Origin of the sequence: Coleofasciculus sp. FACHB-712 (assembly GCF_014695635.1) — a bacterium.
Lineage (GTDB): Bacteria > Cyanobacteriota > Cyanobacteriia > Cyanobacteriales > FACHB-T130 > FACHB-T130.
Map to the genome: position 1 here is coordinate 19,566 of NZ_JACJOQ010000407.1, position 12,770 is coordinate 32,335.

15 protein-coding genes are annotated in these 12,770 nt (G+C 48.3%); 9 read left to right on the forward strand and 6 right to left on the reverse strand.

The window, feature by feature from the left end:
* Positions 1–224: 224 nt before the first annotated feature.
* Entirely contained in the window at positions 225–689 is a 465-nt protein-coding gene (locus H6F50_RS12245; protein ID WP_190428915.1) for a Fur family transcriptional regulator, read from the reverse strand.
* Between the two features lie 126 nt (positions 690–815).
* Entirely contained in the window at positions 816–1,208 is a 393-nt protein-coding gene (locus H6F50_RS12250; RefSeq protein WP_242028996.1) for a helix-turn-helix transcriptional regulator, read from the reverse strand.
* Between the two features lie 613 nt (positions 1,209–1,821).
* On the opposite strand from H6F50_RS12250, the gene H6F50_RS12255 reads away from it, so the two are divergent.
* The 4 genes from H6F50_RS12255 (at position 1,822) to H6F50_RS12270 (ending at position 4,476) form a co-directional block, all read left to right on the forward strand.
* Entirely contained in the window at positions 1,822–2,298 is a 477-nt protein-coding gene (locus H6F50_RS12255; protein WP_190428916.1) for a CRR6 family NdhI maturation factor, read from the forward strand.
* Positions 2,299–2,661: 363 nt separating this feature from the next.
* A complete protein-coding gene (locus tag H6F50_RS12260) occupies positions 2,662–3,384 on the forward strand; it encodes a pyridoxine 5'-phosphate synthase (protein WP_190428917.1) in 723 nt (240 codons plus the stop codon).
* A 94-nt stretch (positions 3,385–3,478) separates the two neighbouring features.
* On the forward strand, positions 3,479–3,808 hold the full coding sequence (locus tag H6F50_RS12265) for an MgPME-cyclase complex family protein (protein ID WP_190428918.1): 330 nt from the start codon (positions 3,479–3,481) through the stop codon (positions 3,806–3,808).
* Positions 3,809–3,867: 59 nt separating this feature from the next.
* Complete coding sequence (locus H6F50_RS12270; RefSeq protein WP_190428919.1) at positions 3,868–4,476, forward strand: hypothetical protein; 609 nt, start codon at positions 3,868–3,870, stop codon at positions 4,474–4,476.
* Between the two features lie 58 nt (positions 4,477–4,534).
* On the opposite strand, the gene H6F50_RS12275 is transcribed toward H6F50_RS12270, so the two are convergent.
* From H6F50_RS12275 to folD, 3 genes are all read right to left on the reverse strand, one after another.
* Positions 4,535–4,990 (reverse strand): divergent PAP2 family protein, encoded by a 456-nt coding sequence (locus H6F50_RS12275; RefSeq protein ID WP_190428920.1) that lies wholly within the window; start codon positions 4,988–4,990, stop codon positions 4,535–4,537.
* 69 nt (positions 4,991–5,059) lie between these two features.
* The gene (gene crtE, locus H6F50_RS12280; protein WP_190411371.1) at positions 5,060–5,989 is read right to left on the reverse strand and encodes a geranylgeranyl diphosphate synthase CrtE; all 930 of its coding nucleotides are present in this window, start codon (positions 5,987–5,989) and stop codon (positions 5,060–5,062) included.
* Positions 5,990–6,135: 146 nt separating this feature from the next.
* Complete coding sequence (folD, locus tag H6F50_RS12285; protein WP_190428926.1) at positions 6,136–7,011, reverse strand: bifunctional methylenetetrahydrofolate dehydrogenase/methenyltetrahydrofolate cyclohydrolase FolD; 876 nt, start codon at positions 7,009–7,011, stop codon at positions 6,136–6,138.
* 317 nt (positions 7,012–7,328) lie between these two features.
* On the opposite strand from folD, the gene H6F50_RS12290 reads away from it, so the two are divergent.
* From H6F50_RS12290 to H6F50_RS12305, 4 genes are read left to right on the forward strand one after another with little or no spacing between them, the layout of a single operon-like run.
* Positions 7,329–7,784 carry a hypothetical protein gene (locus H6F50_RS12290; RefSeq protein WP_242028997.1) on the forward strand — a complete coding sequence of 152 codons (456 nt, stop codon included), beginning with the start codon at positions 7,329–7,331 and terminating at the stop codon, positions 7,782–7,784.
* A complete protein-coding gene (locus tag H6F50_RS12295) occupies positions 7,774–8,220 on the forward strand; it encodes an NUDIX hydrolase (protein WP_190428921.1) in 447 nt (148 codons plus the stop codon). The genes H6F50_RS12290 and H6F50_RS12295 overlap by 11 nt, the downstream gene beginning before the upstream one ends.
* A gap of 54 nt (positions 8,221–8,274) precedes the next feature.
* Positions 8,275–9,399: an AI-2E family transporter gene (locus tag H6F50_RS12300; RefSeq protein ID WP_190428928.1), complete on the forward strand. Its 1,125-nt coding sequence runs from the start codon at positions 8,275–8,277 to the stop codon at positions 9,397–9,399.
* A gap of 49 nt (positions 9,400–9,448) precedes the next feature.
* Complete coding sequence (locus tag H6F50_RS12305) at positions 9,449–10,312, forward strand: aminotransferase class IV (RefSeq protein ID WP_190428922.1); 864 nt, start codon at positions 9,449–9,451, stop codon at positions 10,310–10,312.
* On the opposite strand, the gene H6F50_RS12310 is transcribed toward H6F50_RS12305, so the two are convergent.
* Complete coding sequence (locus H6F50_RS12310; RefSeq protein WP_190428923.1) at positions 10,299–10,490, reverse strand: hypothetical protein; 192 nt, start codon at positions 10,488–10,490, stop codon at positions 10,299–10,301. The genes H6F50_RS12305 and H6F50_RS12310 overlap by 14 nt on opposite strands.
* Here H6F50_RS12310 and mutS point away from each other — a divergent pair.
* On the forward strand, positions 10,489–12,770 hold a 2,282-nt coding region (gene mutS / locus H6F50_RS12315), incomplete at its 3' end, for a DNA mismatch repair protein MutS (protein WP_190428924.1). The genes H6F50_RS12310 and mutS overlap by 2 nt on opposite strands.

Sequence of the window (12,770 nt, forward strand, 5' to 3'; positions counted from 1 at the left end):
ATTAGTAAATGTTAGGTAAAGGAAATTTGGAGCAGCGATTTAATCTCCAGTTTTCCCACCCTCAGTTAGCCCACTTAATCAAACTAGACAGCCTGCTACAAGCGTTTTTCACTAAATTTTAATCAGCCTGTAGTTACGCAAAATTTTCCGTCCCTACAAACGGTTTAAAAAATTATTGATATAGCAGCAATCGGTGTTAAAAAGTGGATTCTACCGTCTACTGATTACCCGTTCTCCGCTTGAGACCCAGATTCCGGTAATTTGTACCCGTAGAAGTTAATGCAATATTCACTAATCCGAACCCCTGTTTGTTGTTCAATTTCTTTAAGCAGGGTTTCAGGCAGTTCTACATAAATATCCAAAATCTGATTGGTATCCAGACAGTTTACGTGGCTGTGAGCGTCGCTGATATTGCCGTACAAACGACCATCCGCACGCTCAATACACTCAATAATGCCTTGAACCGATAGCGCTTCTAAATTTTGATACACGGATGTATGACCGATGTCCTTACCTTGGTGGTTCAAGCGGTCATAAATTTCTCGCGCCGACAGGTGTTCTTTCGCTTGCCACAGCAATTCCAGAATGAAGCGGCGTTGACGGCTCACGCGCATACCCAGCGCTTGACACCGATTTAAGGCATCCTCTAACGAGCGAATAGGTTTAACCGCTGCCGCTTCTTTTTGCATACTTTAGACTTTGACACGCTTGCCTGCTAATCCAAACTCATTTCCACTTTAACCTAGCTATTCTCGGAATGTCCACCGTCCCAATATTCTAGGACAGCACTATCGAGTGCAGCCGATTAATTGATTCTATTGTTGCAGTAAATTTTCTTCTAGAAGCCGGGCGATCATGGCGGTTCTAGAAGTGACACCTAACTTGCCAAAAATCCGGCGTAAATAGGTAGCAACTGTCCAATGGGTAATGCCCAGCTGATTCCCAATACACTTGTTGGGAAGACCCTGTGCGACCAATCGGGCAATCCGCTGTTCTTGGGGGCTGAGGCTAATCCCGCGTTCTGACTTGGGGCGACAACGCACCAAATAATAGTGGGTTCCGTCAACGTCAGATTCAAAGATTACTTCATCCACCGTCTGCTCAGATTTTTGAATCCCTTTGGATGGACTAACAGAATCAACTTGTTCTACAAGGTGCTTGAGCATTTCTTGGGGGATCATTGCCTCTCCTTGTTCTTTGGTTTTCATTTAACGATCAGAACTCGTAATTTCACGCAAAGTATCAGGAGTAGATGCCCGATCTTTATCAAATCTTCACAAAGCCTTGTGGAAAATACTTACTTCCTGACATAGTGCTGCTACAGGAAAATTGAGATGGATTTCGGAGATGGATGAATCCCTCAGATTTTTTGCTGAATGCAGCATATCCGCGTCTATGCTGGAAAACCTGGAAACGAAGCCTCAAGTTGCCTGTATTGTAAAGATTGCAAACCTGTACGCCGTATGGATGCTGAAAAAATATAAGACTAAAGTGCGATTAAGTAAGATTAAGTGCGATCGCGCTGAGAGAATATCGCCAAACAAAATGTCTGTTAACGCAGTTATAACAGCGGGGATAACAAAAAGCTAACGACATCTTACAGCTAAAGCTCCTTTCTACCCTGGTCAAAAAGGGAAATGACGGTGGAAAAGCTATCAAGAGACATCAAGCGAATTGCCGCTAGCCCGACACAAAGCGTGGGACAACTAATTTAGAGCCGGGACTGACGTGACGGAGCAAGGCTGCAACAATGTAGAGAGAAGCCAGCGCTAGCCAGCGCTATTGTCGGCATTCAAAGTGTGTCACCTTAACAATGGTTCAATGACGACAGCAATCGCGCTCAATTCTGACTTGATTCAAACTCTGGATCTGTCGCCGGTGCAGTCGGCGATCGAAAAGTTGCTCCAAGAGGGAGCGATCGCATCCTCGGAACAGCAACTGTGTTTTGAGATTGACTATCCCCGCGAACCGGAAGATCCACGAGAACTCTCCGAAATCCCAGAAGTCCGTCTATGGTTTATTCGCTTAGATGCCCAATATCCCTGGATGCCCTTTCTGCTGGATTGGAAATCCGGTGAACTCGCCCGCTACACTGCTATGCTCGTGCCACACCAGTTCAATCGGACAGAAGGGATTGAGTACAATCCCGAAGCCCTAGAGATTTTTGTGATGCAAAAAATCTTTGTCCTGACACCATGGATGAAGCAGATGGGAATCCCCAGTACCTCTCGCCTGAAGTCGTTTGCTAAGATGCTGGGCTATGAGCTGGATGATGCCTTTTTTGAGCTAATCGGCTGATATAGCCGTCCTAAATGCTTTGTAAAGGCGAGATACCCGACTTCTCCAAAAAGTCGGGTATCTAAACCACTGGTATCTCACAACTAACATGGGATTACTATTGCTATAGATACATAGATAGCAGATCAGCCTAGCTCCTAACTCCTCAGCCGTCTTTCACTCACTCCTCAGCCCTCAATCCTAAACTCCTAACTCCTCAGCCGTCTTTCACTCACTCCTCAGCCCTCAGCCCTCAGTCCTCAGTCTTAACTCCTAACTCCTCAGCCCTCAGTCCTCAGTCCTAACTCCTTTTTAAAGATAGCCTTCCAGCGTTTCAGGTTAAAATCAATTGCGGAAGACTCTAAAACATTGGGAGAGGTTCCGTTGCCTACACTTGGCGTCAATATCGATCACATTGCCACCATTCGGCAGGCACGACGGACAGTAGAACCAGATCCGGTGGCAGCAGCGGTGCTGGCAGAACTTGCCGGTGCCGATGGGATCACGGTGCATCTGCGGGAAGACCGGCGGCATATTCAAGACCGAGATGTGCGATTACTGCGGCAGACAGTGCGGACTCATTTAAATTTGGAGATGGCACCCACCGAAGAAATGGTCGCGATCGCTCTTGACATCAAACCCGATTACGTCACCCTCGTGCCCGAAAAACGCGAAGAAGTGACGACAGAAGGCGGATTGGATGTTTCCAGTCAAATCGACCGAATTGGGGAAATGGTGACAAAGTTGCAAGACGCCGGAATCCCCGTCAGCTTGTTCATCGACGCCGATCCCGGTCAGATTATGGCAGCTGCGATTATTAAGGCGAAGTTCATTGAACTGCACACGGGTTGCTATGCCGAAGCAGCAGATGAAACCAGTCGAGAGAAGGAATTAGCCGTGTTAGCCAAAGGATGCGAGCAAGCGCGTGCTGCTGGCATCCGGATCAACGCCGGTCACGGTCTTACCTACTGGAACGTTTACCCTGTTGCTTGCCTTGAAGGGATGGAAGAACTCAATATTGGTCATACCATTATTAGTCGAGCAGCTCTTGTCGGAATAGAACGAGCCGTTCGAGAGATGAAACAAGCAATGTTCGGTCATTGGTAACAACTGAAGTGTCATGAGTGATGAGTCTTCAGTCACTCGCTAATGACTCATCACCGATTGCTAACAACCCATTACCCATTAACAACCTATTAAGATGCAAAATTACTACTACGTTCTGGCTAGCCAACGCTTTTTACTTGAAGAAGAACCCTTGGATGAAGTCCTCAAAGAGCGTACCCGTAACTACCACGAACAAGAAAAAGAAATTGATTTTTGGCTAGTCAAGCAACCGGCATTTTTAGAGGCACCGGAAATGGCAGCAATTAAGGCTCAGTGCCCTCAACCTGCTGTGGCAGTCATTTCTACGAATTCCCAATTTATTACCTGGTTAAAGCTGCGGTTAGAGTTTGTGCTGAGCGGGGAATTTCAGGCACCTTCCCAAAGTATCCCTAATCCACTTGCTTCCCTCGCATCCGTTTCCTGAGAAGGCAAAAGTAAACAGTTAAAAATTAAGGAAAAAAGCAAAAAGGAAAAACTGAAAACATGAAAAAAATCTTTCTTTTGCCTTTTGCCTTTTTTCTTTTGCCGGGTGCAGTTGCGTCTGCTCAATCGTCGCCTCCCACTTGCCAGCCGCCTCCCCAAGGCGAGTATTTGGTATTAGTAGGAAGCCAAACGAGGGAAAGTCAAGAGCAAATCCAACGAACGTTGCCTAACAACACAAGTACGTCAACTTGTAAATATCTTGAAGATACGATGACGCGGATTGGTGGCTTCAGGAGCGTGGAAGATGCCAACGGTTGGGCACGTTATCTGAATGAGATTGTTGGGCTATCGGCTTTCGTTCTCCGACCTCCAGAGGCACCGGCAAATCCAAATGCACCCACCTATAAACCACAGGCACTCGGTGCTGGTTATGCGGTGTTGGTGGATTATTCAAGCAAACCGGAAGTAGCGGCTCAAGTACGGCAGATGTTGGGTCGCGATGTTGGCTTGGTTTCCTATGTCCAACGTCCTTATTTACTGGCGGTTTACACAACCAATTCAAATGAGGCAAATTCGGCTTTAAGAAGATTGAGCGATCGCGGTTTTTTGGTAATGCTAGTCGATAGCCGCCGAGTGACACTGCTCAGGTCATCAGTGGTGAGTAGATAGCCAATGGTAGCGATCGGTCATTAGTCCTGGTCACTCGCTAATCACTAATGACCAATCGCTAATACGCTGGCCCTGCTAAGCAGGAGACAGCGATGCCGAGTGCTGAACCCACAATCACCTGAAACGGCGTATGTCCCAGTAACTCCTTGAGACGGTCTTCGTTAAACTTGTGATGTTCTTGAAATAGCTCATCGATAATTTGGTTCAGGATGCGAGCTTGCTTACCCGCAGCCTGACGGACGCCAGCCGCATCGTACATGACGATAACGGCAAAAATGGTGGCAAGCGCAAATTCAATACTGTCCCATCCCACCGTTTGTCCAATGCCGGTTGCCAGCGCTGTTACCAATGCTGAATGAGCGCTTGGCATCCCGCCAGTGGTGACTAAGACGCGCACATTCACCTTGCCATGTTGGGCTAAGTCGATGATCAGCTTGGATGCTTGAGCGATTAAACAAGCTACGGTCGCAACCAGTAGCACATGGTTTTCTAGGATGTGGGCAAATTCCTGCATTTTGTTTTGCGTTGGGTAAAAGCGAGCAGCATTGCAAGTAGGAGCGTTTAGGAGTGAGGGGCGTATTTTCTAGTGAGTGCGAGTAGTAATGAAATCTGCGATCGCAATCAGGGGATTGGCTTTTTCTCCAAAGGTTGCCAATTCTCCTTTGGCGGCGTCAATCAGTTGCTGAGCCTTAACTTTTGATTCCTCAAGTCCCCAAAGTCGCGGGTAAGTTGCCTTTTGGGCTTGAATGTCCTTCCCAGCAGTTTTCCCCAACTCCTCCTGAGTCGCCGTGATATCCAAAATGTCATCCACAATCTGAAACGCCAACCCAATATTTTGGGCGTAGCGAGACATCCGTTGCAAGGTTTCCATTTCTGCTCCCGCTAAAATCGCGCCGCAGACCACACAAGCTTCTAGGAGCGCCCCTGTTTTGTGGGTATGAATGAAAGTGAGCGTTTCTTCCTGAATATCCGGTTTTCCTTCAGATTCCAAGTCAACGACTTGACCGCCCACCAATCCCGCAGCACCAACCGCTTTGGCTAACTGAGCAATCACCTGCAACACTCGCGCTGCCGGTACATTCTGGGTATTTGAGGCAATGAACTCAAAGGCGTATGTCAGTAGACCATCCCCCGCCAGAATGGCAATATCTTCACCATAAACCTTATGGTTGGTCAATTTGCCCCGCCGGTAGTCGTCGTTATCCATCGCCGGTAAGTCATCGTGAATCAAGGACATGGTATGAACCATCTCCAAGGCGCAAGCAGTGGGCATCGCCATTTCTAGGGTGCCTCCAGCCAGTTCGCAGCTGGCAAGGCAAAGAATCGGACGCAGGCGCTTGCCTCCAGCCAAAAGCGAGTAGCGCATCGCCTCATAAATTTTCTCTGGGTATGTGACTGGGAGGGAACTATCCAGAGCTGCTTCTACCAGAGCCTGTTGTTGAGTCAGGTAGGTTGAAAGGTCAAAGGTCGCTGATTCACCTTTGGGAGCATGAAGGTCATCTGTCGCTAACATCCCGTGATTCCTTGTAGCACAGTCGTTTCCGTAACAATTTTACGGGGCTTTGGGTCACAAAAAGTTACGAATTATGAGCGATCGGTGTTAAGTGATGGAATTCGTCCAGAATCCTCACGCCTCAAACCGTCTTCATTCAATCAAAACTAGAGATAGCGCTGGCTGTAGCTCCAGACTGTATTTTGCAGCAGCATGGCGACGGTCATCGCGCCAACCCCGCCGGGAACTGGGGTGATAAACTTTGCGACCTTTTCGACGGAATCAAAGTGGACATCTCCCACTAAACGGGAGTTCCCAGCGTCGTCGGTGACGCGATTGATGCCGACATCGATGACGACCGCACCAGGTTTGACCATCTCGGCGGTAATCAGCGCTGGACGACCCACGGCTGCCAGCAGAATATCAGCGTTGCGGGTAATGGCTGGGAGATCGTGCGATCGCGAGTGGGCAATCGTAACGGTGGCATCTGCGTCTAAGAGCATCAAAGCCAACGGCTTGCCCACAAGGATACTGCGCCCCACCACCACTGCCTGTTTCCCCTTTACATCAATCTGGTATTCCTGCAACAGGCGCATGACTCCGGCTGGCGTGCAGCTGCGTAAACCAGCTTCAGAACGTACCAGCCGCCCCAAGTTCAGGGGGTGCAGTCCATCGGCGTCTTTATCTGGATCGATTTGATGTAGTAGGGAAACAGCGTCTAAGTGGCTAGGTAGGGGCAGCTGAACGAGAATTCCATCAACTCGCTCGTCTTGATTCAGGTTTTGAATGACTTGCTCTAGTTCTGAAGCGGTCGTTTCCGTCGGGAAATGGGAACCATAGGAGGCGATCCCGACTTTGGCACAGGCGCGTTCTTTATTCCGCACGTAAGCAGCGCTGGCTGGATTATCGCCAACCATCAGCACTGCGAGTCCCGGCGGGCGTCCCGCATTGGCTTGTATTTGCTGAATTTGCTCTTGTAGCTGTCCGTAAATTCGTTCAGCGAGGGCTTTACCGTCTAATAGTTGGGCGATTGATTCGTCCATTGTGGTGTCAGGAATATGGGCAGGAATTCGTTCTTTGGGGATGAAACAGAGCGCATCTGTCATAGGATAGTTTCGCAGATTTCCCACCCTTACTGCCAAAGGATAATGAGAGAAAAGTAACGCGATCGCGTTTTTCCGTTTGCCTTGTAGCTGCATCACAGGGCGATTTCCTTCGCCTTCTTTGCATTTAATCTTATTTGAGGCAGTCCTGCCCGACTGTAAATCTTTGGAAGATTCACTATATTTGTACCAGTCAGAGCCATCTGGATAGGGATAAGTATTAATACCGAAATAGTGAGAAACTTGAGATTTCCCCGATGCAAGATATGAGGTCAGTCAAAATCCGGGTATTGCAATTCAGCACCACCACACTACTTTTGGGTGGGTTGTTCGGCTGCGGTCATGTGGCTCAGTCTGGATTGGGTCTGTTTAACAACCGCAGTGTCCCGATCACCAGTATCAGCGATCTTCAACAGAGTTATGAGGGCAACCCAACGGTTTATTTGGAAGGCAAGGTAGCATCTCAAGCGCCTTTTGTGGGAAGCGGCGCTTATGAGTTGCGAGATGCGACGGGAAAAATATGGGTTTTCACCAGCCAGAATCTCCCCGATAGAGGAGATGAAGTTTTAATCAAGGGGAAAGTACAGTATCAAAGCATTCCCTTCGCAGGGAAAGATTTAGGAGAAGTTTTTCTTCAGCAGCAGGAACAGCTAGAGCGGAAGCCAGCGAAAAAGGGAGTGCCTTTACTACCGGAAGGAAGCTATGAACAATAAACCAATTGTTGAGGTAGCGATCGCCATCCTGTATCGCCAGGGCAAATTTCTCCTCCAGCTGCGCGACAACATCCCCGGTATTCTCTACCCCGGACACTGGGCATTTTTTGGCGGGCACCTCGAACCAGGAGAAACCCCAGAAGAAGCCATCAAGCGGGAACTGCTGGAGGAAATCGGCTATACACCGCCCGCGTTATCATTATTTGGCTATTATCCCGATACCTACGTTCTTCGCTATGTCTATCAGGCACCGCTTCCCGTGGAACTTAACCAGCTAGTGCTAGGAGAAGGTTGGGATATGGATTTATTAACGCCTGAAGAAATTCAACGCGGCGAGGGTTACTCTGAAAAAGCTGGGCAAGTACGACCGTTAGGCACTCCTCACCAAAAAATTTTACTAGATTTTATGGACAAGTTTCCTCAATTGACTGCGTAGCCAGAGGCATAACTTTTTAATTGTTATGAATCCCGATTTCAAAACCTCAACATGATGCAATCAGCAAACAAATTACCGCGATGGGTCGTTTTAGGATTGGCATTTCCCCTCGCCGTTCTCAATGGTTGGCTATTGCTACTCGTGTTGCAATATTTTCAACCTCTAGTTAGCGTTTTTGTTGCCGCACTCCTGCTGGCTTTTGTATTAGATTACCCTATCCGTTTTTTACAGCAACAAGGAGTTAAACGGAACAATGCGGTCGTCGCTGTTTCCCTAGTGGCGTTGCTAATTTTGGTGGGTTTGGGACTTACCTTAGTTCCAATCATTTGGCAACAGCTCAACGAACTGGCTAATATCTTGCCTAGTTGGATTGATTCGGGTAGGCAACAACTCCAAGCTTTTCAAATTTGGGCTGAAACTCAGCAACTTCCGATTAATTTAGGCGGAATCGTTACTCAACTAACAGACCGATTATCCAGTCAACTTCAAAACGTAACGGGTAGAATTCTTAATTTTGCCTTTGATACGATTGGCACTGCTGTCAATGTTCTGCTAACAGTGGTTCTAACTTTCTATCTAATATTAAATGGAGATCGTCTCTGGGACGGAATTTTTAAGTGGTTTCCGGCTAGCTTTAGTTCCCAAGTAAGGCAAGCTCTCCGCGAAGATTTCCATAATTATTTTATCGGTCAGGCGACGTTCGCTGCTTGGAGCGGATGTGTGATCACGCTGGCATTTCTGGCTTTGCGAGTGCCGTTAGGATTATTGTTTGGAATTGCAATTGGTTTTTTGGCTCTTTTTCCCTTTGGTGCCGGAATCGGTATCAGCATTGTTAGTCTGCTAGTAGCATTACAAAATTTTTGGCTAGGGGTGGAAGTGTTAGCTGTAGCCGCCGCTATCGATCAAATCAATGCTAATTTCATCGCGCCTCGTATTTTAGGTGGTTTTACTGGCTTAAATCCTGTTTGGATTTTGCTTTCGCTGTTGATAGGAGCAAAGCTGGGAGGGCTATTGGGGTTATTAATTGCCGTACCTTTAGCGAGTTTCATTAAAAGTACCGCAGATAGCTTGCGCGACGGAAAATGGAACGAGATAGAGGAGATTGAATCTGACTCTACACCCTTAAATGTTTCGCCCGTCATAGCGTCTAAGAGCTTAGCGAGTGATGCCGGGAGTTGATGACTGTTTTAATTGGTAAAAATGACGCTTGAGAAGGCAAGACTAATAAATGTTTCTTGAAACAACGCCGATAGTTTGGCACAACGGAAAGTTAGTTGAACGGGAAAATGCTGCGCCTTCTATTGCTAGCCATTCTCTGCATTTAGGGATCGGCGTTTTTGATGGGATCATGGCTTATTGGAATCGCGATCGCTATTACGTTCATCGCTTTGATGCACATCTAGACCGCCTTCGCAATGGTTCTACACACATAGGATTGGGGTTTTCTTGGTCGAATGAAGACCTGAAAGCAGGTACTTTGGCACTTTTAGAGGCTGTTCCGGCAACCAATTACTATATTCGACCGATTGTTTATCGCTCGGTGCCTCAACTGAACTTTAACGATACAATGCCGGTCGATGTGACCATCTTGGCAGTGACGATTCCACGCGATGTTGATAAATCTCTGACTTGCCACATATCCCCTTATGAACGGGTTTCTGGTAACGCAATTCCAGTAGCGTGGAAACTCTGTGGAACTTATGTAAACAGTTATTTAGCTCGTCGTGCTGCTGAAGTAGCTGGATTTAATGATGCGATTTTGCTTGACCAACAAGGCAGAATTACTGAAGCGGCAGTGGCTAATCTTTTTCTTCTGCAAGAGGATAGAGTAATTACGCCTGCACTGACTCCGAATATTTTCCCTGGGATCACCCGCGCCACACTGCTTGATATTGCAGGGGAATTAGGAATTGAAGTGGTTGAACGGGATGTGCGACCAGAGGAATTAGGGAATTTTGAGGGTGCTTTCCTGGCTGCGACGATGATGGAGTTGAAGCCATTAGCAAGTATTCATCCTTATGAATATGATTCGGCAAATCATCCTGTATTTCGACGCTTTTTGAAGGAATTTCGCGAAATTACGCATCAGTAGGAACGATTTTTAGCATCTCGCAAACTTCCTTTTGTGGAGACACGATTAATTGCGCCTCTACATCCCCTGGCGGGTGAAGACGTTCAGTACAAGATTTCAGGTTAACAAACTGCAAACAACCGCAAGAGATACGTGCGGTAAAGTCATTAAAGACCACGGCGTAGCACTGACTTTCCATGAACGTTCCTGACTCGGCATCTACCCCGACCGAACCCAAAATCCGTAACGCTGACTCACGACTGGTGGATCGCAGCAAGCTGAGTAAGATGTACCACCATTACGTAGAAGTGAAGGATAAGTATCCTCATGCGCTGCTGCTGTACCGGGTGGGAGACTTCTTTGAAACCTTTTTTCAAGATGCGATCGCTGTATCGAGAGAATTAGAACTTGTCCTCACCAGCAAGCAAGCGGGAGAAATTGGTCGGGTGCCGATGACGGGAGTGCCGCACCATGCTTGGGAACGCTACACAACTCAGCTGGTGGAGAAGGGGTATGCAGTTGTAATCTGCGACCAAGTAGAAGACTCTGCCGATACTGACCCTGGAAAGCTGGTGAAGCGGGAAGTGACGCGGATTCTCACCCCCGGTACGTTGCTGGAAGAAGGGATGCTGAATGCGCGTCGCAATAATTACCTGGCGGCGGTGGTGATTGCCGGGAATCACTGGGGTTTAGCTTATGCAGATATTTCTACTGGGGAATTTCTGACGACTCAATCGAGCGAATTAGAGCATTTGACGCAAGAATTGATGCGTTTGCAGCCTTCTGAAGTTTTGGTGCCGACGAATGCGCCAGATTTGGGCAGTTTGCTGCGACCGGGGGAGACTTCCGAGCATTTGCCGAGTTGTTTACCGCCATCTTTTTGTTATGCATTGCGATCGCAAACTCCTTTTACGGCTGGCGAATCGAGACATCGACTGTTGCAGCGGTTTAAAGTGCGAAGTCTGGAAGGACTCGGTTGCGAACACCTCCCTCTTGCTGTCCGCGCTGCGGGTGGTTTGCTGGAATATTTGGAAGACACCCAGAAAGAAAACCTCGTTCCTCTCCAGTTCCTCCGCACCTACACCCTCAGCGATTATCTAATTCTCGACCACCAAACCCGCCGCAATCTAGAAATTACGCAAACTGTGCGAGATGGCACCTTTCACGGTTCCCTGCTTTGGGCGTTGGATAGAACTAGCACGGCGATGGGGGGACGTGCCTTGCGGCGGTGGTTGCTGCAACCGCTACTGGATATCAAAGGCATTGCAGCACGGCAAGATACGATTCACGAATTAGTCGAAAATAGCTTTCTGCGGCAAGATTTGCGCCAACTGTTGCGGCAAATTTACGATTTAGAACGGCTAACGGGTCGCGCTGGTTCCGGCACGGCGAATGCGAAGGATTTAGTTGCTTTAGCGGATTCTTTAGCAAAATTACCGGAATTAGCGGAACTGGTGGCGGATGCTCACTCTCCCTTTATGAGAGCTTTGCAGAAGGTGCCGCCGGAATTGGAACAATTGGCAAAGCGACTCAGTGCCCATTTGGTAGACGCGCCTCCCATCCATATCAAGGAAGGCGGTTTGATTCGCCCCAGTGTGAATGTCCAGTTGGATGAAATGCGAAGTCTCGCCCAAGAGGATCAGCAATGGGTTGCCAATTTGGAGGTGACGGAGAAGGCGCGAACCGGAATTTCGACGCTGAAGGTGGGCTTTAATAAAACATTTGGCTACTACATCAGCATTTCTCGCACCAAAGCCGACCAAGTTCCGGATAACTACATCCGCAAGCAAACGCTGACGAATGAGGAACGCTATATTACTCCGGAGTTGAAGGAGAGAGAAGCGCGGATTTTAACGGCGCGGGATGACTTAAATCGCCTGGAATATGAGATTTTTACTTCTTTAAGAGAAGAGGTGGGGCAATACGCTGAACAAATTCGCACGATTTCTCGTGCGGTGGCGGCGGCTGATGTGTTGTGTGGTTTGGCTGAGGTGGCGGTTTATCAGGGTTATTGCTGCCCTCAGATGGTGGAAGGTCGGGAAATTCGGATTAGTGATGGGCGTCATCCGGTGGTTGAGCAGTCTTTGCCACCTGGGTTTTTTGTGCCGAATTCGACTGGGTTGGGGAGGGGGGAGTTAACCCCACCCCAGCCCTCCCCGCAAGCGGAGAGGGAGAACCTCACCCCGCTTGCGGGGGGAATCAGGGGGGTAGAAGAAAGACCGGATTTAATTATTTTGACGGGTCCGAATGCGAGTGGGAAGAGTTGCTATTTGCGGCAGGTGGGGTTAATTCAGTTGATGGCACAAATTGGTAGTTTTGTGCCAGCTAGGGCGGCGACTTTGGGAATATGCGATCGCGTTTTTACTCGTGTCGGTGCGGTAGATGATTTGGCGACGGGTCAATCTACTTTTATGGTGGAGATGAACGAGACGGCGAATATTCTCAATCACGCAACGGCGAAGTCTCTGGTTCTGTTAGA

Bases quoted from the DNA above. Each gene is read 5' to 3' on its own strand.
- H6F50_RS12245 (WP_190428915.1), bottom strand. From the start codon at position 689: ATGCAAAAAGAAGCGGCAGCGGTTAAACCTATTCGCTCGTTAGAGGAT.
- H6F50_RS12250 (WP_242028996.1), bottom strand. From the start codon at position 1,208: ATGAAAACCAAAGAACAAGGAGAGGCAATGATCCCCCAAGAAATGCTC.
- H6F50_RS12255 (WP_190428916.1), top strand. From the start codon at position 1,822: ATGACGACAGCAATCGCGCTCAATTCTGACTTGATTCAAACTCTGGAT.
- H6F50_RS12265 (WP_190428918.1), top strand. From the start codon at position 3,479: ATGCAAAATTACTACTACGTTCTGGCTAGCCAACGCTTTTTACTTGAA.
- H6F50_RS12270 (WP_190428919.1), top strand. From the start codon at position 3,868: ATGAAAAAAATCTTTCTTTTGCCTTTTGCCTTTTTTCTTTTGCCGGGT.
- H6F50_RS12275 (WP_190428920.1), bottom strand. From the start codon at position 4,990: ATGCAGGAATTTGCCCACATCCTAGAAAACCATGTGCTACTGGTTGCG.
- crtE (WP_190411371.1), bottom strand. From the start codon at position 5,989: ATGTTAGCGACAGATGACCTTCATGCTCCCAAAGGTGAATCAGCGACC.
- folD (WP_190428926.1), bottom strand. From the start codon at position 7,011: ATGGACGAATCAATCGCCCAACTATTAGACGGTAAAGCCCTCGCTGAA.
- H6F50_RS12290 (WP_242028997.1), top strand. From the start codon at position 7,329: ATGCAAGATATGAGGTCAGTCAAAATCCGGGTATTGCAATTCAGCACC.
- H6F50_RS12295 (WP_190428921.1), top strand. From the start codon at position 7,774: ATGAACAATAAACCAATTGTTGAGGTAGCGATCGCCATCCTGTATCGC.
- H6F50_RS12300 (WP_190428928.1), top strand. From the start codon at position 8,275: ATGCAATCAGCAAACAAATTACCGCGATGGGTCGTTTTAGGATTGGCA.
- H6F50_RS12305 (WP_190428922.1), top strand. From the start codon at position 9,449: ATGTTTCTTGAAACAACGCCGATAGTTTGGCACAACGGAAAGTTAGTT.
- H6F50_RS12310 (WP_190428923.1), bottom strand. From the start codon at position 10,490: ATGGAAAGTCAGTGCTACGCCGTGGTCTTTAATGACTTTACCGCACGT.